This is a genomic window from Frigoribacterium sp. Leaf172 (genome assembly GCF_001424285.1).
Classification (GTDB): Bacteria; Actinomycetota; Actinomycetes; order Actinomycetales; family Microbacteriaceae; genus Frigoribacterium.
Window position 1 is genome coordinate 26,327 of record NZ_LMPB01000006.1, and the last position, 18,344, is coordinate 44,670.

Annotated in this window: 18 protein-coding genes and 1 pseudogene; 11 read left to right on the top strand and 8 right to left on the bottom strand. The window is 72.8% G+C overall.

Annotated elements, in window-relative coordinates; translation table 11 throughout:
* Window positions 1-549, top strand: coding sequence for a serine O-acetyltransferase EpsC (gene epsC, locus ASF89_RS14430; protein ID WP_055816139.1), 549 nt, complete (start codon window positions 1-3; stop codon window positions 547-549).
* Between the two features lie 136 nt (window positions 550-685).
* Here epsC and ASF89_RS14435 read toward each other — a convergent pair whose 3' ends face one another.
* Entirely contained in the window at window positions 686-1,450 is a 765-nt protein-coding gene (locus tag ASF89_RS14435) for an ABC transporter permease (protein WP_235484150.1), read from the bottom strand.
* Between the two features lie 37 nt (window positions 1,451-1,487).
* Complete coding sequence (locus ASF89_RS14440) at window positions 1,488-2,429, bottom strand: ABC transporter ATP-binding protein (protein ID WP_082475443.1); 942 nt, start codon at window positions 2,427-2,429, stop codon at window positions 1,488-1,490.
* A gap of 131 nt (window positions 2,430-2,560) precedes the next feature.
* Between ASF89_RS14440 and ASF89_RS14445 the strand changes: the two genes are divergently transcribed.
* Window positions 2,561-3,745: a sensor histidine kinase gene (locus tag ASF89_RS14445; RefSeq protein WP_055816142.1), complete on the top strand. Its 1,185-nt coding sequence runs from the start codon at window positions 2,561-2,563 to the stop codon at window positions 3,743-3,745.
* Window positions 3,742-4,344, top strand: coding sequence for a DNA-binding response regulator (locus tag ASF89_RS14450; RefSeq protein WP_055801934.1), 603 nt, complete (start codon window positions 3,742-3,744; stop codon window positions 4,342-4,344). Before ASF89_RS14445 ends, ASF89_RS14450 begins: the two co-directional genes overlap by 4 nt.
* Before the next feature lie 82 nt (window positions 4,345-4,426).
* On the opposite strand, the gene ASF89_RS14455 is transcribed toward ASF89_RS14450, so the two are convergent.
* Window positions 4,427-5,176 (bottom strand): FadR/GntR family transcriptional regulator, encoded by a 750-nt coding sequence (locus ASF89_RS14455; RefSeq protein ID WP_055801937.1) that lies wholly within the window; start codon window positions 5,174-5,176, stop codon window positions 4,427-4,429.
* 169 nt (window positions 5,177-5,345) lie between these two features.
* Between ASF89_RS14455 and ASF89_RS14460 the strand changes: the two genes are divergently transcribed.
* The 6 genes and pseudogenes from ASF89_RS14460 (at window position 5,346) to ASF89_RS14485 (ending at window position 11,686) form a co-directional block, all read left to right on the top strand.
* Window positions 5,346-6,737, top strand: a complete 1,392-nt coding sequence (locus tag ASF89_RS14460; protein ID WP_055801940.1) for an MFS transporter — start codon at window positions 5,346-5,348, stop codon at window positions 6,735-6,737.
* A gap of 110 nt (window positions 6,738-6,847) precedes the next feature.
* Entirely contained in the window at window positions 6,848-8,590 is a 1,743-nt protein-coding gene (locus ASF89_RS14465; RefSeq protein WP_055816145.1) for a dihydroxyacetone kinase family protein, read from the top strand.
* A gap of 36 nt (window positions 8,591-8,626) precedes the next feature.
* Window positions 8,627-9,191, top strand: a pseudogene (locus ASF89_RS14470) (RpiB/LacA/LacB family sugar-phosphate isomerase).
* Window positions 9,188-9,988: a triose-phosphate isomerase family protein gene (locus ASF89_RS14475; protein ID WP_055816148.1), complete on the top strand. Its 801-nt coding sequence runs from the start codon at window positions 9,188-9,190 to the stop codon at window positions 9,986-9,988. Before ASF89_RS14470 ends, ASF89_RS14475 begins: the two are co-directional and overlap by 4 nt.
* Entirely contained in the window at window positions 9,985-10,788 is an 804-nt protein-coding gene (locus ASF89_RS14480) for a sugar phosphate isomerase/epimerase (RefSeq protein WP_055801982.1), read from the top strand. Before ASF89_RS14475 ends, ASF89_RS14480 begins: the two co-directional genes overlap by 4 nt.
* Complete coding sequence (locus ASF89_RS14485; protein ID WP_055801987.1) at window positions 10,781-11,686, top strand: phosphogluconate dehydrogenase C-terminal domain-containing protein; 906 nt, start codon at window positions 10,781-10,783, stop codon at window positions 11,684-11,686. The genes ASF89_RS14480 and ASF89_RS14485 overlap by 8 nt, the downstream gene beginning before the upstream one ends.
* Before the next feature lie 139 nt (window positions 11,687-11,825).
* Here ASF89_RS14485 and ASF89_RS14490 read toward each other — a convergent pair whose 3' ends face one another.
* On the bottom strand, window positions 11,826-13,331 hold the full coding sequence (locus ASF89_RS14490) for a DHA2 family efflux MFS transporter permease subunit (RefSeq protein WP_055816151.1): 1,506 nt from the start codon (window positions 13,329-13,331) through the stop codon (window positions 11,826-11,828).
* Window positions 13,332-13,605: 274 nt separating this feature from the next.
* Here ASF89_RS14490 and ASF89_RS14495 point away from each other — a divergent pair, with 274 nt between their 5' ends.
* Window positions 13,606-14,742, top strand: a complete 1,137-nt coding sequence (locus ASF89_RS14495; RefSeq protein ID WP_055801993.1) for an AI-2E family transporter — start codon at window positions 13,606-13,608, stop codon at window positions 14,740-14,742.
* Between the two features lie 96 nt (window positions 14,743-14,838).
* Here ASF89_RS14495 and ASF89_RS14500 read toward each other — a convergent pair whose 3' ends face one another.
* From ASF89_RS14500 to ASF89_RS14510, 3 genes are all read right to left on the bottom strand, one after another.
* Entirely contained in the window at window positions 14,839-15,483 is a 645-nt protein-coding gene (locus ASF89_RS14500; RefSeq protein ID WP_082490075.1) for an MOSC domain-containing protein, read from the bottom strand.
* 64 nt (window positions 15,484-15,547) lie between these two features.
* Window positions 15,548-16,273, bottom strand: a complete 726-nt coding sequence (locus tag ASF89_RS14505) for a TSUP family transporter (RefSeq protein ID WP_055802000.1) — start codon at window positions 16,271-16,273, stop codon at window positions 15,548-15,550.
* Entirely contained in the window at window positions 16,270-17,277 is a 1,008-nt protein-coding gene (locus ASF89_RS14510; protein WP_055816158.1) for an EamA family transporter, read from the bottom strand. The genes ASF89_RS14505 and ASF89_RS14510 overlap by 4 nt, the downstream gene beginning before the upstream one ends.
* Window positions 17,278-17,350: 73 nt before the next feature.
* Between ASF89_RS14510 and ASF89_RS14515 the strand changes: the two genes are divergently transcribed.
* Window positions 17,351-17,908 (top strand): CGNR zinc finger domain-containing protein, encoded by a 558-nt coding sequence (locus ASF89_RS14515; protein ID WP_082475446.1) that lies wholly within the window; start codon window positions 17,351-17,353, stop codon window positions 17,906-17,908.
* Window positions 17,909-17,967: 59 nt separating this feature from the next.
* Here the strand turns inward: ASF89_RS14515 and ASF89_RS14520 are convergent, their stop codons facing one another.
* Window positions 17,968-18,300 (bottom strand): DUF3140 domain-containing protein, encoded by a 333-nt coding sequence (locus ASF89_RS14520; RefSeq protein WP_055816161.1) that lies wholly within the window; start codon window positions 18,298-18,300, stop codon window positions 17,968-17,970.
* Window positions 18,301-18,344: the final 44 nt, after the last annotated feature.

Here is an 18,344-nt window from a genome sequence, read left to right on the forward strand (position 1 = left end):
ATGCGCCTGGTCGCCCGCCTGCGGGAGGACCTCGAGACCGTCCGCCGGCGCGACCCCGCGGCCAGGGGGCGCCTCGAGACCGCCCTCGTCTACTCGGGGCTGCACGCGGTGTGGGCGCACCGCGTGACCTCGCGGCTGTGGCGTGCGGAGGGTGCGCCGCACCTCCTCGGCGCCCGCACCCTCGCCCGGGTCGTGTCGCAGCTGACCCGCACGCTGACCGGGGTCGAGATCCACCCGGGGGCGAGACTCGGCCGCCGCCTGTTCATCGATCACGGCATGGGCGTCGTGATCGGAGAGACCGCGGTGGTCGGTGACGACTGCACGCTGTTCCACGGCGTGACCCTCGGGGGCAAGGGCCGAGGAGGCGCGCTCGGCCGTCGTCACCCCACCCTCGCCGACGGCGTGATGATCGGCGCCGGGGCCGCCGTGCTCGGCGGCGTCACGGTGGGTGCGGGCAGCATCGTCGGCGCCAACGCCGTCGTCACGAGGGACGTGCCGCCCGGCTCGATCGCGGTCGGGGTGCCCGCCGTGGCGCGTCCCCGGGACTAGGCCGGCCGGCCCCGCTCGGGTGCGGCGCCGACGCCCGCCGGCCCGCACGGACGGGCGCTGACGGTCGGGCGAAGCGCCGAGGCTCGGCGGCCCGCAGGGGCGGGCGCCGACGCTCGACCCGAACCCCGGCGGAGCGTCAGTGGCGGGGCTCCCAGCGGAAGAACCGCACCGCGCCCGCGACGGCCACGGCCGCCCAGAGCAGCGTCGGGGCGAGCAGCACGGGCAGCAGCCCGAGGTCGCCGCCGTTCCAGGCGAGGACGATGAGCTCCATCAGGCCACCGCCCGGCAGGATCCGCTTGAGCCAGAGCAGATCGTCGGCGCCGGTGATCGTCCACCAGATGGCGACGCCGAGGGTGATGAGGTAGATCGGCATCGTCGTGTACTGGGCGTGCTCGGGCGACGTGCTGAATCCGGCCGTGGCGAGGGCGAACGCGGCGAACATCACCTCGGCGACGAGCACGGCGACGATGAGCAGACCGGGGTTCACGGGCGGCTCCTCGATCGCCAGCACCCCGAGCACGATGACGAGCTGCGCGAGGCTGACGGCGACGACCGGCAGCACGAGCCCGCCGATGATGCCCGCGTCCGAGACGGAGCCGCTGCGCAGTCGCTTGAGGTGGAGCGACTGCCGCCGGGCGGCGAGGGTCGTCGTCGCCGTGACGTAGACGCCGAGTCCGAGCATGCCGATGATCTGCACGCCGGCCAGCATGCCCCCCGTGCCGTAGCTGCCGACGGCGAAGGTCAGCGCTCCGAATGCGAGCGGCAGGAGCAGGGCGCAGAGCGCGACGGTGCGATTGCGGACGAGCATCCGCAGCTCGGCGACGGCGATGGCGAGCGGGCCCGAGCGACGCACCGGCGTGGCCGGGGACTCGGACGGACGAGGGGCGGTGGCGGTGGTCATGAGTGGTCCTTTCGAGAGGGTCGGTCGGATCGGGGGCCTAGGAGGCGCGGCTCAGCTCGCGGAACACCTCGTCGAGTCCCGACTGGTGCACCGTCAGCCGCTCCAGAGGCCGATCGGCCTCGGCCGCCCAGGTCAGCAGCCGGGTGAGATCGCGCTGCGGGGCGTCGGTCTCGACGACGACGAGGTCGTTCTCGGTGCGGGCGACCCGCAGGGGGAGCTCGTCGAGCGGTCCGGGGGCGACGAAGCGGATGCTGGTCGTGCTGCCGGCGGTGAGATCGGCCACGGTGCCCTCGCGGCGGATCGTGCCCGCGTGCATCAGCCCGATCCGGTCGGCGTTGTCGGCGGCCTCCTCGAGATAGTGCGTGGTCAGCACGAAGGTGACCCCCGCCTCCCGCAGCTCGGTGACGACGTCCCAGAGGGCGTCGCGGGCCGCCGGGTCGAGCCCCGTGGTCGGCTCGTCGAGGAAGACCAGCTCGGGGGTGCCCCAGACGGCGGCCGCGAAGTCGACGCGACGGCGCTCGCCCCCCGAGAGCTGGGCGACGCGCGAACGCGCCTTGTGGTCGATGCCGACGAGACCGAGCACGCGGTCGACGTCGTCGTCGCGGCCCGAGATCGCGCCCGTGAGCAGCACGCTCTCGCGGACCGTGAGCTCGGGGGCCAGGCCGCTGTCCTGCAGCATCATGCCGAGGCGGCGTCGGGTGCGGGAGCGGTCGGTCGGGTCGCCTCCGAGCACCTCGACGGCGCCGCCGTCGGCCACCCGGTGGCCCTCGAGCACCTCGAGGGTGGTCGTCTTGCCGGCGCCGTTCGTGCCGAGCAGAGCGTAGAGCTCGCCGCGCCGCACCGTGAGGTCGACGCCGTCGACGGCCGTGAAGTCGCCGTACGTGCAGGTCAGACCGGTGGTCGAGATCACGACGTCCGACCCGTCACGGGGGTCGTGCGTCACGGCGGGCCGGGGCGTGGTGTCGGTGGAGTTCGTCATGACCTCGACGATGCCGGGGCGGGCGCGCGCCCGGTAGTGCCGCCGTGCCACCACCCGGGTGTGACATCCGTCACGTCGGGGCATGACATCGCGTGCTGACGGGCGTCGGGGGCTGTCGCTACCGTGGACCCATGCCCCGCCGCACCCCCGACCGCCTCCCCGCGCTGACGCGGATGCGGCGGTACGTCACCGGGTCGTTCGTGTCTCTCGTGGCGTTCCTGGCCGTCTTCTCCGTCGCGGCGCTGACGACCGAGGGGGCGCCGGTGCGGCTGGTCGTCGGAGTCATCGCGGTCTCGATCGCGGTGGCAGCGCACTCGGTCTTCTGGGAGCGCGGGGCCCCGTGGTGGCTCGCGGCCCTGTCGCTCACGTCGTCCGCCGCCCTCTGGTGGGCGGCCCACCTCGACGGGCAGAATCCGACGCTCCTGCTCTTCTTCGGCGTCTCGGTCGGTCTCGTGACGACGACCCCGCCCTTCACCTCGTGGCGGTGGCTCGTCGCCGCCATGGGTGTCGCGGTGGCGCCGCTGCTCGTCCCGGCAAGCGGCGGGCGACCCGTCGTCCTGCCGGTCTCGATCGCGGTCGTCGTCGTGACGATGGCGGCGATCTACCTCGTCTACCGGCTGAACCGGTACGGGTTCGACCTCTACCTCGAGATCGAGGCCGCACGCGAGACGACGGCCGAGCTGGCCGTCGTGCGAGAGCGATACCGCTTCTCGGTGGACCTGCACGACATCCAGGGTCAGGCCCTGCACGTCAGCCGACTGCAGCTGCAGCTCGCCGCCAAGACGCTCGACCGCGACCCGGACGAGGCGCGGCGCCACCTCCGCGAGGCCGAGCAGCTGATCGTGCAGACGATCGCCGAGACCCGCCGGCTCGCGTACGGCGAGCGGGCCCTGACGCTCGCCGGCGAGCTGGCGAACTCGACCGAGCTGATCCGCGCCGCGGGCATCGACCTCGTCGTCGACGGCTCTCCGCCGCAGGGTCACGCCGCCGACGACCTCTTCGGGCACGCCGTCCGCGAGGCGACGACGAACATGCTGCGCCACGCCCAGGCCGAGCACGCGACGATCCGGATCCGTCCGGACTCGGTGATGATCGAGAACGACGGCGCCGCCGAGGCCCCGCGCGTGCTCAGCGGACTCGCCCGCCTCGGGGAGCGCTTCGCCGCGATCGGGGGAGCGGTGACCACCAGTCACCACGACGGCGTGTTCCGACTCGAGGCTCGGGCGGAGGGCGCCGGGGCGACGGGGCCGGACTCGACGCCCCGCGCCTCCTCGGTCTCGCGATCGACGGCGCCGACGACCGGACGGCGCGCATGATCCGCGTGCTGCTGGCCGACGACGAGACGCTGCTGCGGCGGTCGATCGCCGCGCTGCTCGATCTCGGCGACGGCATCGAGGTCGTGGCGCAGGCGGGCGACGGTGCCGGGGCCGTGAGCCTCGCCGCCGAGCACGAGCCCGACGTCGTGCTGCTCGATCTCGAGATGCCCGGCATGGACGGCATCGACGCGGCGACGGCGATCCTCGCGAGCCGGCCCGGACAGGCCGTCGTGCTGCTGACCCGGCACGCCCGACCGGGGGTGCTGCGGCGCGCGCTGAGCGCGGGGGTGAGGGGCTTCGTGCCCAAGTCGATCGACCCCGACGAGCTCGAACGGGTCATCGTGCAGGTGCACGGGGGGCGCCGGTACATCGACGCCGACATCTCGGCCGCCGCGATGATGGACGACTGCCCGCTCACCGAGCGCGAACTCGACACGCTGCGACTGACGACCGAGGGGCTGTCGGTGCGCGAGATGAGCGCCCGACTGCATCTCGCCTCGGGCACCGTGCGGAACTACCTGTCGTCGGCCATGCAGAAGACGGGCGCCTCGTCGCGGCACGGGGCGGCACGGATCGCACGCGAGCGCAGCTGGCTGTGACGGGATGCGGTCCGGCGGACCCACCGCGCCACCGGGCCCGCCGCGCCAGTCGCACCGCGCCCGCCGGGCCGGGTCGGGCGCGTCAGGCGGAGGGGCCGCCGACGTCCGCGTGGCCGACGCGCTCGCCGGCGGTCGACATGTGGCGCCGCATGGCCTGCTCGGCGGCGGCGGGGTCGCGGGCGGCGATGGCCTCGAAGACGTCGAGGTGCTCGCGGTACGCCGCCTCGGCCTGGACACGGTCGCGGAGGCCGCGCTCGACCCAGAGCCGCAGCAGCGACCGCGTGCTCTGCAGCAGGTCGCGCAGGACGATGTTGTCGGCGCTGATGGCGATCTGCAGATGGAAGCGGATGTCGGCCTGGAGGAACGTGTCGATGTCGTCGCGGTGCTCGCGCATCGTGTCGACGAACCCGCGCAGCTTCTCGACGTCCGCGTCGTCGATGCGGGCCGCGGCGAGGGTCGCGGCCTGGATCTCGAGACCGCTGCGCACCTCGATGAGCTCGCGGGTGCGTGTGGCGTTCAGCATCATGCCCCAGCTCAGCGTGGTGGGCAGCAGCTCGGACGTGGTGTCGCGGAGGTACGTGCCCGAGCCGGGGCGGACGCTGACGATGCCGAGGATCTCGAGGGCGGCCAGAGCCTCGCGGACCGCCGACCGGCCGACGCCGATGCGTTCGGCGAGCTGCCGCTCGGGGGGGAGGCGCGACCCCGGTACGAGCTCGCCCGCCGTCAGCAGACCGATCAGCTGCTTCACGACCTCGGAGACCGCGGTGCCCTTCGGCACGAGCTCGAGGTCGAGCCGCAGCGAGGTCGGGTCGTCGTCGGGGTAGGCGGGCACGCGGCAAGCCTACCGACCGCTATGGCGAGATCCGATGCGACGCTTGGATTGGTCAACCGGTTGACAAGTCGGACCCGAGCACGGCACCATGGTCGAGCACGTGCAACGGGGCTCCTTCGAGAACCGGTGACGTCATCCAACAGAGTCGTTAGATATCGAAGGAGTCGATGTGGACACCCCAACCCGCTCGGCGGAGCCGCAGAGCGCCGTCGAGAAGTCCGCGATCCGCAAGGTCGCCATCCGTCTGGTGCCGTTCGTGGCGTTGATGTTCTTCATCAACTACCTCGACCGCACGGCCATCGGATTCGCCGCGCCGAACGGCATGGAGAGCGATCTGGCCCTGTCGGCCGCGCAGTTCGGCTTCGCCTCGGGCGTGTTCTTCATCGGATACATCCTGCTCGAGGTGCCCAGCAACCTGGCGCTGCACCGCTTCGGCGCCCGCCGCTGGCTCGCCCGCATCATGGTCTCGTGGGGCATCGTCTCGTTGCTGTTCACCTGGGTGCAGAACTTCGAGCAGCTCGTCGTGCTGCGGTTCCTGCTCGGTGTCATGGAGGCCGGGTTCTTCCCGGGCGCCATCCTGTTCCTCAGCCTGTGGGTGCCCGCGCGCCACCGCGGCAAGATCCTCGCGCTCTTCTACCTGGCGCAGCCCCTCACCTCGGTCATCGGCGCCCCGCTCGCCGGCTGGCTGATCAGCCACGACGGCTTCTTCTTCGGCCTCGAGGGCTGGCGCTTCATGTTCCTCGGCGTCTCGATCCCGGCCATCGTCATCGGCGTGATCGCCTGGTTCTACCTGAAGGACAAGCCCGCCGACGCGAAGTGGCTGACCCGCGACGAGCAGGTCTGGCTCACCGAGGCCCTCAAGAAGGAGTCCGCCGGCAAGACCGGTTCGACCGCCGGCGGCAAGCACCCCAGCATCCTCAAGGTGTTCGGCAACGGCCGCGTCTGGATGCTCGCGTTCATCTACTTCGGCTTCGTCTACGGCCTCTACGCCCTCGCGTTCTTCCTGCCGACGATCATCGGCGGGTTCCAGGAGCAGTACGGCACCGAGTTCAGCGTCACCGAGCGCGGGTTCATCACCGCCATCCCCTACGTGCCCGCCGCCATCGCCCTGTACTTCTGGTCGCGTGACGCCTCGCGTCGCGGCCTCCGCACCTGGCACATCGTCATCCCCGCGGTCGTCGGCGGTCTGAGCATCCCCGTCGCCCTGTTCACGGGATCGCCGCAGGCCACCATCGCGGTCATCGCGGTCACCGCCATGGCGATCTTCGCCGCGCTGCCGAACTTCTGGACCCTCCCCACGCAGTTCCTCACCGGGGCGGCCGCGGCGGCCGGCATCGCGCTGATCAACACGATCGGCAACCTGGCCGGATTCAGCGCCCCGTACATCACGGGCGCCGTGACCGACGCCACCGGGAACTACGAGGTGCCGATGTTCATCGTCGGGTTCTTCATGCTGCTCTCGGCCGTCCTCATGGTGATCCTGAGCAAGATGAGGAAGCCCGAGGGGGCCGCGACCCCCGACGAGGCCGCCGAGCTCGCCCGGACCTCGGGTCTCGACTGACCTCGAGGAGGCGCGGGTCGCGATCATCGCGCACCGCGCCTCCTCGGCACCGCCCGCCCCACACACCCAGTGATCTCCACCGTCGGGGATCCGCACCGCCAGGAGCCCAGATGACCCGCCTCTACAACGAACCGAGCGACTTCGCCGACGAGATGATCGACGGCTTCGTCGCCGCCAACCAGCGCTGGGTGCGCCGGGTGCACGGCGGTGTCGTGCGCGCGACGCGCAGCACGCCCGGGCGGGTCGCGCTCGTGGTCGGCGGCGGGTCGGGCCATTACCCGGCGTTCGGCGGCCTGGTCGGCCAGGGGCTCGCCCACGGCGCCGCGCTCGGCAACCTCTTCGCGTCGCCGTCATGGCAGCAGGTGCGCTCGGTGGCCCGGTCGGCCCACTCGGGCGGCGGCGTGCTGCTGAGCTACGGCAACTACGCGGGCGACGTGCTGAACTTCGACCAGGCGCAGGCGAAGCTCATCGCCGAGGGCATCGAGACCCGCACCGTCACGGTCACCGACGACATCTCGAGCGCGTCGCTCGCCGAGAAGCACCGTCGTCGCGGCATCGCGGGCGACCTCACCGTCTTCAAGAGCGCCGCCGCGGCCTCCGACGCCGGCTATCCGCTCGACGAGGTCGTCCGGGTGGCCGAGAAGGCGAACGAGCGCACCCGCAGCTTCGGCGTCGCGTTCTCGGGCTGCTCGCTGCCCGGGGCCGACGAGCCCCTCTTCACCGTCCCCGAGGGCCGCATGGCCGTCGGCATGGGCATCCACGGCGAGCCCGGCATCGGCGAGGCCGACGTGCCGACGGCGAACGAGCTGGCCGAGCTCTTCGTCACCTCCCTGCTGGCGGAGCTGCCCGAGGGCGTCGAGGAGTCGCGGGGCCAGCGGGTCGCGGTCCTCCTGAACGGCCTCGGCTCGGTCAAGTACGAGGAGCTCTTCGTGGTCTACGCCCGGGTCGACCAGCTGCTGCGCGACGCCGGCCTCGTCGTCGTCGAGCCCGAGGTCGGCGAGCTCGTCACCAGCTTCGACATGGCCGGCGCCTCGCTGACCCTGTTCTGGCTCGACGACGAGCTCGAGACGTTCTGGACCGCCCCCGTCGACGCCCCCGCCTACAAGAAGGGGTCGGTCGACGCGGCCGACCGCGTCGAGGTCGGCGAGCTCGAGGCCCTCGTAGCCGAGGCCATCCCGCCGGCGTCGGCCGAGTCGCAGAGCGCCGCTCGCGTCGTCCACGCCGCCCTCGTCGCCGTCAAGGCGACCATCGACGAGAACGCCGACGAGCTGGGGCGCATCGACGCCGTCGCGGGCGACGGCGATCACGGCATCGGCATGCAGCGCGGGGTCACCGCCGCGGTCGCCGCCGCCGATGCGGCCCTGGCCGGTGGAGCCGGCGCCGGGACCCTCCTCGACCTGGCCGGCGACGCCTGGTCCGACCGGGCCGGCGGCACCTCCGGCGCCCTCTGGGGTTCGGCCCTCGCGAGCATCGGCGCCGCCCTGACCGACGACGCCGCGCCGACGCGGCACTCGGTGACCGCCGGGGTCGCGGCCGCGACCGACGCGATCCTCGAGTTCGGCGCCACGGTCGGCGACAAGACCATGGTCGACGTGCTCGTGCCGTTCTCCGCCGCCCTCGGCGCGGCCGTCGACGCCGGCGACGACCTGCCGACGGCCTGGGCCGGCGCCTCGGAGGTGGCCGTCCGCGCGGCCGCCGCCACCGCCGACCTGCTGCCGAAGATGGGCCGCGCCCGACCGCACGCCGAGAAGAGCCTCGGCACGCCCGACGCGGGGGCCACCTCGCTCGGTCTCATCACCCTGACCATCGCTCGGGTGCTCGCCGAGCAGACCCCCGGCCACCGCGCCTCCTGACCTCCCCCCGTCCCCGCTCTACGGAAAGGCACCACCATGGTTGACCAGCTGCGCATCGTCGTCGGATCGGACGACGCCGGATTCGACTACAAGGAGATCCTCAAGGCGGATCTCGCCGCGAACGACGGCGTCGCGAGCGTCGTCGACGTCGGGGTCGACGCCGACGGCCACACCGCGTACCCGCATGTCGCGGTCGACGCGGCGCGCATGGTCGCCGACGGGAAGGCCGACCGGGCGATCCTGATCTGCGGCACCGGTCTCGGCGTCGCGATCGCGGCGCATGGTCGCCGACGGGAAGGCCGACCGGGCGATCCTGATCTGCGGCACCGGTCTCGGCGTCGCGATCGCGGCGAACAAGGTGCCCGGCATCCGCGCCGTCACGGCGCACGACTCGTTCTCGGTCGAGCGCAGCGTGCTCTCGAACGACGCGCAGGTGCTCTGCATGGGGCAGCGCGTCATCGGCGTCGAGCTCATGCGCCGTCTCGCGAAGGAGTGGCTGACCTACCGCTTCGACACGACGAGCGCCTCCGCCGAGAAGGTGCAGAGCATCTGCGAGTACGACGGCTCGGCGCAGCCCGTCGGCCTCGACGGCGAGTCATGAGCCCCGCAGCCGACCGCGCCCCCCGGTTCACCATCGGGGTGAGCCTCAAGATGTACTTCACCCACGCGCAGACCATCGAGTGGTCGAGGGCCGTCGGCGAGCTCGCCGAACGGCACCCCGCGGTGCGGTCGGGTCTCGTCGAGCTGTTCGTCGTCCCGTCGTTCCCGGCCCTCGTGCCGGTTCGCGACGCCCTCGCCGGGGCTCCCGTGCGGCTGGGCGCTCAGGATCTCGCGTCGGCGGACTCCGGGGCGTTCACCGGCGAGGTCAGCGGCGTCGAGCTCGCCGAGATCGGCTGCACCCTGGCCGAGATCGGACACGCCGAGCGCCGACGCCTGTTCTTCGAGGACGACGCCGTCGTCGCCGCCAAGACCGCGGCCGCCCTCCGCAACGGCATCACGCCGCTGCTCTGCGTCGGCGAGATCGAGCAGGCCCCGCCCGCCGTCGCCGCCCTCGAGGTGACGTCGCAGATCGACTCCGCCCTCGCCGACGCGCAGGCCGCCGGTCTCACGGGCCCGCTGCTCGTGGCCTACGAGCCCGTCTGGGCCATCGGCGCCCCCGAGCCGGCCGCGAGCGAGCACATCGTCGCGGTCACCCGCGCCGTCGACGAGCACCTCGCCGCGCTGCCGTCGCACGCCGGCAGCCGGGTCATCTACGGCGGCAGCGCCGGGCCCGGTCTGCTGACCGACCTCGGGGGAGACGTCGCCGGGCTGTTCCTCGGACGCTTCGCGCACGACGTCGCCGCGGTCGAGACCATCCTCGACGAGGCGCTGGCCCTCGACGAGGCGGTGCCCGCGTGATCGGCCTCAGCACCTACGCCTACTTCTGGCGCGGCTCCGACCGCGTGCCGGAGCCGATGACGCTCGACGACATGATGCGCGACACCGCGGCCCAGGGTGTCCGCCTGTTCCAGATCTGCGACCACGCGCCGCTCGCGGACTACGACGACGACCGGCTGCGCGCGCTCCGCGCCCTCGCCGACGAGCTCGACCTGACGCTCGAGCTCGGCACCCGGGGCACGGACCCGGCCGTGCTGCGGACGTATCTGCGTCTCGCCGTCGCGCTCCGCGCCTCCCTCGTCCGCAGCATGTGGACGGCCGGCGACGACCGACCCGACGCGATCGAGACCGACCGGCGCCTCCGCGCGGTACTGCCGGAGTTCGAGGAGGCGCAGGTCACCCTCGCGCTCGAGACCTACGAGCAGGTGACCTCGACCGAGCTCGTGGCGGTCGTGCGCAGCATCGGCAGCGACCGGCTCGGCATCGTGCTCGACCCCGCGAACACCGTCGCGAACCTCGAGCACCCCGCCGATGTGACCGCCCGCTGCGCGCCCTACGTCAAGAACTGGCACGTCAAGGACTTCGCCTTCTCGCGGAAGGACGGCTGGGTCGGCTTCGCCCTCACCAGCACGCCCCTCGGCGACGGACGCCTCGACTACGACGGGATGCTCGCCCTCCTCGAGCCCGAGGCGCGCGGCATCAACCAGGTCGTCGAGCACTGGCTGCCCTGGCACGACGACCCCGAGACCACCACCCGCCTCGAGGCGGAGTGGACGACCCTGACCATCGAACACCTCAGGAAGAAGAACAGCAATGACTGACACCCTCAGCACGCAGACCGTGACCCAGGCCGCCGACCAGGGGACCCCCGACGTCACCGTCGCCGTCATCGGCGCCGGTGGGAAGATGGGCCAGCGCGTCTCGAACAACCTCGAGAAGAGCGGGTACACCGTCTTCTACAGCGAGGCGTCGCCCGCCGGACAGGAGCTCATCCGCGGTCTCGGACGCGAGGTGACCTCGACGGAGGACGCCATCGTCGACGCCGACGTCGTCATCCTCGCGGTGCCCGACGTCGTGCTCGGCAAGGTCTCCGAGAGCGTCGTCCCCGCCATGAAGTCGGGCTCGATCATCCTCACCCTCGACCCGGCCGCCGCCTACGCGGGCCTCCTCGAGCAGCGCGACGACATCCACTACGCCGTCGCGCACCCCTGCCACCCGTCGGTGTTCCTCGAGCGCCGCACCGACGAGGAGTACGCCGACACGTTCGGCGGCATCGCGGCCCCGCAGGAGGTCGTCGCCGCCCTCGAGGGCGAGCCGACCGACGTCGTGCGTCAGCTGGCCACCGACGTCATCACGACGATCTACGCCCCCGTCATCCAGGTGCACTGGGTCACCGTCAAGCAGCTGGCGATCCTCGAGCCCACCCTCGTCGAGACCATCGCGTGCATGATCGGCGAACTGCTGCAGGAGGCGCTCGACACGACGGTCAACCAGGCCGGCGTCCCCGCCGAGGCCGCCCGGGCCATGCTCTGGGGCCACACGGGCATCGCGCTCACCAACGCGCTGCGCGGCTCGAACCCGTTCTCGGACGCCTGCCACATCGCCATGGACTACGGCCGCGAGTCGATCGTCAAGGACGACTGGAAGAAGATCTTCGACGACGAGCAGCTGGACCACGTCATCGCGCGCATGCTGAAGATCGACGCCGTCAAGCGCTGATCGGGTGCGGCGGCGTCGGTCGCCGCCGCCGGGCCCTGCGAAGCGGACCGGGCACTGCGACGATGTCGCGGCGCCCGGTCCGCTTCGCGTTTCCCGGCGCGAGGCCCGGCTGGGCCCCTGTCCCTGCGCCTGCGCTCGGCTAGCCGGCGTCGGGCGCGCTGGGCGCGGCGCGGCGCTGGTCGACCCGGCGCGGCAGCGCGAACACGAGCGCGAAGGCGAGCACGGCGAACGCCGCGCTGACGCCCATGGCCGCGGCGGCGGCGTCGGTGAAGCCCGTCGCGCGACCGGCCGCCGTGGCGAGCTCGCGCCCGCCGGGCAGCGACCCGAACAGCACGCTGCCGATGATCGCGATCCCCACGGCCGAGCCGATGCGCTGGATGGCCGAGATGACGGCGCTGGCCGAGCCGGCGTCGCGGGGGTCGACGGTGGCGACGATGAACTGCACGTTCGGGGCGATGAAGAACCCGTTGCCGAGACCGGCGACGAGCAGCGGCACGAGCAGCAGCCAGTTGGTCAGGTCGGCGGCGTCGGTGACCATCAGCAGGATCCACATCGCGCCGAGTCCGACGGCGACCAGCGCGGTGCCGAGCACGAGCACGTTGCGGCCGAGCTTCTGGGCCATGCGGTTGCTCTGCGACGACGAGATGATGCTGCCCACGGCGAAGGGGATGGCGACGGCGCCCGACGCGAGGGCGCTGTTGCCGAGACCCGACTGCCAGAGGAGCGAGATCGTGAAGAAGATGCTGGTGAACGCGGCGAAGTAGACGAGGGCGAGCACGACGCCGCCGGTGAACGACGGGTGCGAGAACAGGGTCGGGGGCACGAGCGGGGTGCGGCCGCTGCGGGTGTAGCGCACCTCCCACAGGGCGAAGGCGGCGAGCAGCACGAGACCGGCGGCGATGGTCAGGTAGGTCCAGAAGGGCCAGCCCTCGTCCTGCCCCTGGATGAGCGGCACGAGCAGGGCGACGAAGGCGGCCGACACGAGCACGAGGCCGACGACGTCGAGGCCCTTGTCGGGGCGGGGCACGGACTCGTCGCGCTTCGGCAGCAGGATGGCCGCCGCGATCAGCGTGATGACGCCGAAGGGCAGGTTGACGAAGAAGACCAGGCGCCAGCCGTTCTCGTCGCCGAACGCCTGGATGATGAGACCGCCGATGATGGGGCCGAGCGCCGACGAGACGCCGATGACGGCGCCCATGATCGCGAACGCCTTGCCGCGGGCGCGCCCCGGGAACAGCAGCTGGATGAACGCGGTCACCGCGGGCACGAAGATGCCGCCGGCGAGACCCTGCACCACGCGGAACACCACGAGCTGCACGTCGCTGGTCGCGACGCCGCAGGCGAGGCTGGCGAGCGTGAAGAGCAGCACGCCCGTGAAGTAGACCCACTTGTGGCCGATGCGGTCGCCGATGCGGCCGGCGGGGATGAGGGTCAGTCCGAAGGCGAGGGCGTAGCCCGAGATGATCCACGACAGCGTCGCCTCCGACGCGTCGAGCGAGGTTCGGATGGTCGGCAGGGCGACGTTGACGATCGTCGTGTCGAGCAGGGCGATGAACATGCCGAGCAGCAGGGCGACGAGCGCCAGCCAGGACTGCCGGGGGATGGCGGGCGCCGGGGAGGCGGCCCGGACGGAGGCGTCGGTCATGAGGAGCCTTTCGTGCGGCGCGCGGCCGACGGGGGACGGAAGAGGGGAGGAGGCGCGGGAGGGCGAGCGGGGGAGTCGCGGCGAGAGCGCAGTGACCGGTCGGCCGGAGCTTGCGATCGTACCCGACCCCTGGAGCAAAGATTCAGACTCTGCATTTTCTTCCCGGCCGAGGCAGGAACCCCGGGCGACGGATGCGGGGAACGGCCACGAGGGCGGACCACGCGCAGCGACCACGGGGCGGCCCCGCGCCGCGATGCCACGACAGGATGGACCCATGGCACTCTCCTCACGCGCCCGCGCCGTCCGACGCTCGGCGTCGGCGACCGGACCGACGGGCGCGACGCACCCCGCGCCTCCCGACCCCTCCCGACGCACCGGCGCCTTCCGCTTCGGACTGATCGCGACGCTGGGCGGCGGTCTCGGCGTGGGCATCATCGTGTCGCTGATGGCCCTGTCGACGATCCTCGTCTACATCGGGCTGGCGTTCTTCCTGGCGCTGGCGTTCGAGCCCGTCGTGCGTCGCCTCGTCGACTGGGGCGCGCCCCGGTGGGTCGGAGTCGTCGCCGCCGTCGTGCTCGTGGTCGGCCTCGTCGCGGGCATCGTGTCTGCCGTCGTGCCGGCCCTCGTCGAGCAGCTCGGCTACGTGATCCGCGAGACGCCGGCGACGCTGCAGCACCTGTCGCGCGAGCCCTGGGTGCAGCAGACGGTCGAGACGCTCGGTCTCGATCTCGACGTCGACGACGCCGTGGGGGCCGTCTCGGCCTATCTGCTCGACCCCGACAAGCTGCTCGCCCTCGGCGGCGGGCTGCTCGCCGTCGGTCAGGGCATCACCACCGGCATCACCGCCGTGATCGTCGTCGCCATCCTCACCCTCTACTTCGCCGTCACGCTGCCGCAGATGCTCCGCTCGCTCAGTCGGGCGGTGCCGCGCAGCCACCGCGAGCGGGTCATGGACATCGCCGACGAGATCTTCCTCTCGGTCGGCCGCTACGTCGCGGGTCAGGTCGTGCTCGCGGCCGTCAACGCCGTGTTCGTGTTCATCGTGCTGTCGATCGCCGGCGGACCGGTGCCCGTGCTCTTCGCGACCCTGGCGTTCCTCGGCGCCCTGATCCCGGTGGTCGGCACCGTCGTCGCGTACGCGATCATCATCGCCGCCACGATCACCGTGTCGCCCGTGACGGCGGTCGTGGTCGGGATCGTGCTGCTCGTCTACGCGCAGATCGAGGCGTACGTGCTGACGCCCCGCGTGATGTCGAAGGCGGTGGCGGTGCCCGGGGCGCTCGTCATCGTCGCGGCGTTCGGCGGAGGAGCGCTCGGCGGCGTGCTCGGCGCGCTCGTGGCGATCCCGATCGCGACGGCCGGGGTGCTCGTCTTCGAGCGCGTCGTCGTGCCGAGGCAGCAGCGGGTCTGACCCCGACCGGGGTCGCGGACGGCCGAGGAGGCGCGGGTCGGCCGAGCCGCGCCTCCTCGGCTCCCCAGGGCGGCCCGTCGACCCGGCAGTCCGGCCTCAGGCGTCGGCGGGAACCCGCGCGACGGCCTTCTCGGCGATGCCCCGCATCGTCTCGCTGAGACGCGGGCCGGGGGAGCTCAGCAGCGCTCGGGCCTGCTGCGCGTCGAGACCGGCGAAGACGTCGCCGATGGTGACCCCGTGATCGGGGCGGGACACGACCGAGACGGGGTCGCCGGCCTGGACGGGCCCGGCCTTCACGATCGACAGGTACGCCCCCGGGCGCCCCTCGGCCTGGAACCGGCGGACCCAGCCGCTCTCGCCGAGACGGCGCGCGAAGGTGGCGCAGGGCGTGCGGGGCATCGTCACCTGCAGCACGAGGGTGTCGCCGACGGCCCAGCGCTCGCCGATGACGGCGCCGGTCACGTCGACGCCGGAGGTGCGGAGGTTCTCGCCGAAGAGCCCGGGCACGACCTCGTAGCCGAGGATCCCCGCGAAGTGCGCGGCGTCGTCGTCGGCGTAGGCGTAGACGGCCTTGTCGGGGCCGCCGTGGTGGGCGCGGCTCGCCTGGACGTCGCCGCGGACGCCGAGCCGCTTGACCTCGACCGGGCCGTCGACGGGTCGCTTGTCGATGGCGGTGACGCCGACCGAGCCCGAGTCGTCGAGCAGGGCGTGGACGCGGCAGACGGCGGTCAGCGAGGGCATCCCGCCATGGTGCCGCACGGGGCGGCCCGGCGACAAGCACGGCGTGACCGGCCGGCTCGGGCCGTCAGAGCAGCAGCAGGCCCCGGACCACGGCGGCGGCGCTGCCGACCGCGGCGAGCACGAGCACGAGGATGCGCCCCACCCGGGCCGAGACGTGACGGCTCAGGCGATGGCCGGCGACGGCCCCGATCAGGAGGGCGGCGAAGGCGCCGACCCAGACGCCCCAGGGTTCCGTCGGCACGCCCTTCGAGAGCACCGACGCGAGGTTGACCGAGAGGAGGAACACCTGGCCCGTGCCGACGAAGACGTCCCGCGACCAGCGCTCGCTCGTCGCGTGCACCGTCAGCGCGGGGCCGCCGACCCCGGCCGTGACGTTCATGAAGCCGCCGAGCGCTCCGGCCGCCACCGCGCCTCCCGGGCCGGGCAGCAGCCGCACGGTCGACGAGAACGCCATGACGAGCACCCCGACCAGGGCGAGCACCCCGACGGTGACGGTCAGGGGCCCGGTCGGGGCGGTTCGGACGACCCAGGCCCCGATCGGGACGGCGACGAGCGCCGGCGCGACGAGCAGCAGGGCACGCCGCCACCGCACGGTGCGCCACGTCTGGGCCAGCAGCACCGCGGCGAGGGCGGCGGCGAGCACGTTGCCGACGGTCACGCCGGCCTCGGGGCCCAGCACGATGACGAGCAGGGGTGCGGCCGTGAGGGCGAAGCCGATGCCCGAGATGCGCTGGGTCAGCGCCCCGAGCATGATCGCGGCGGCGGCCAGGCCGAGGGTCAACGGGGTCACCGTTCCACGCTAGCCCCCGGGGGAGCGCCGGTCGGTGCCGGTGCCGGTGCCGACGCCGGGGCGATGGGCGTCGCCTCGGCCACGGCGTCTTCGGGCGACCCCTCGCGATCCGACCGCACGAAGGCGATCCCCGCGAGGATCGCCGCCCCGCCGAGCCCCTGCAGGAGGGTGAGGGATTCGCCGAGCAGGATCCAGGCCCACAGCGCGGCGGCGGCGACCTCGAGCAGGCCGACGAACGACGCCAGTCGCGACCCCAGCATCGTCGTCGCGGTGATGCTCGCCGCGTACGAGATCGCGGTGGCGACGACGCCGACGGCGAGCATCGGGACCCACCAGGGGGTCGTGGCGCCGAAGAGCCCGACGGGGGCGGCCGACGCGGTGAAGGGCACCAGGCCGGTCGCTCCGACGAGCACGAGCACGACGACCCCGACCAGCAGCCCCGCGCAGGCGAGCGCCACGGGTGGCAGTCCGCGGGCCGGTCGGGCTGCGATGACGAAGTAGGCGGCGCAGCAGACCATCGCCACCGCCGCCGACGCGAGACCGACGGGGTCGAGGCGCCCGCCGCCGCCGGGCGACACGACCAGCACGAGTCCGCCCGCGGCGACCGCCGCGCCGACCAGGACGACCGCGGCCGGCCTGCGGCGGGTCACGACCCAGGCGACGGCGACGAGGAGGAGCGGCGCCATGTACTCGATCAGGATCGCCGTGCCGACGGGGATCCGCCGGACGGCCGCGAAGTAGAAGACCTGCGTGCCGACCACGCCGACGACGGCCATGCCGAGGATGCGCCACCGCGCCGTCCAGAGCGTGCCGAAGCGGCCCCGCAGGGCGAGGAGGGCGAACGGCGTCAGCACGAGTCCGCCGACGAGGGCGCGCACGGTGACCGCCGCGGCCGGACTCCAGCCGCCCTCGAGGAGCGGCTTGACGAGGGCGCCCGAGACGCCGAACGAGGTGGCGGCGACGAGGGCGACGAGCAGACCCCGCGTGGTCGAGTGATGCGACATGGGAGGCCTTCTGGTCAGGGGCTCGAGCGGCTGGTGATCCTGACGCTAGGGTGTCTCACGATAAGGAGTCAACTTGCATTTCGCCCCTGACACGACCGACGTCCTCGCCTTCGACGTCGTGCTGCTCAACACGTCCGCCTCGGCGTCGAGGTCGGGCGCCGACGAGCTCGCGACGGTCGAGCAGCTCGGCGCTCTGCTCGCCGGGAGCGGCTTCTCGGGGCGCATCGACCACGACGAGCGCGAGCTGCGCGAGGTGCACGAGGCGCGGACGGAGCTGCGACGACTGTGGTCGCTCGATCGCGAGACCATGGTCGGCGAGGTCAACGCCCTGCTCGGCGACGCCGATGCGACACCGCGCCTCGTGCGGCACGACGGCTTCGACTGGCACGTGCACGCGACGGCGGACGACGCCCCCCTCGCGGTGCGGATCAGGGTCGAGGCCGCCCTCGCCCTCGTCGACGTCATCCGCTCCGACGAGGTCGGGCGCCTCCGGGCGTGCGAGGCGCCCGACTGCGACGGCGTGCTGGTCGATCTGTCGCGCAACGGCTCGAAGCGGTTCTGCAGCGTGCGATGCGGCAACCGCATGAACATGGTGGCGTTCCGGGCACGCCGGCCGCCGGGCGGCGCCTAGCCGCGCCTCCTCGGCTCCTTCCGACCCGAGCGGACCCGGCCCGCCCCGCGGATCCGGATCTACTTCAGGGGGTCGTTGCCCCAGTTCATCAGCGACCAGCGCCAGTGCGTGTCGGTGACGTCGCCCTCGGGGCGCTGCTTCGAGTGGCGGGCCACGTAGCCGACGACCTTGCGCATGTGGGCGTGGTCGTCGTCCGTGTAGTCGCCCTGCTTCTTCTTCAGGATGCGGACGATGTGACGACCGCTCGCGTGACCCGTGGACTCGTGGCCGTCGGTCTTCTGGCCGACCTCCTTCGACTCGTCGGTGTCGAGCCAGCGCTCGAGCTCGGAGGCGGTCATGTTGACGGCGTCGCCGAACTCGTCGCGCGTCGCCTCGTCGTCGTGGTCGCTCATGCGCCCATCGTGCTCCCGCGGTGCGCCCGGTGCTCGGGCGGCCG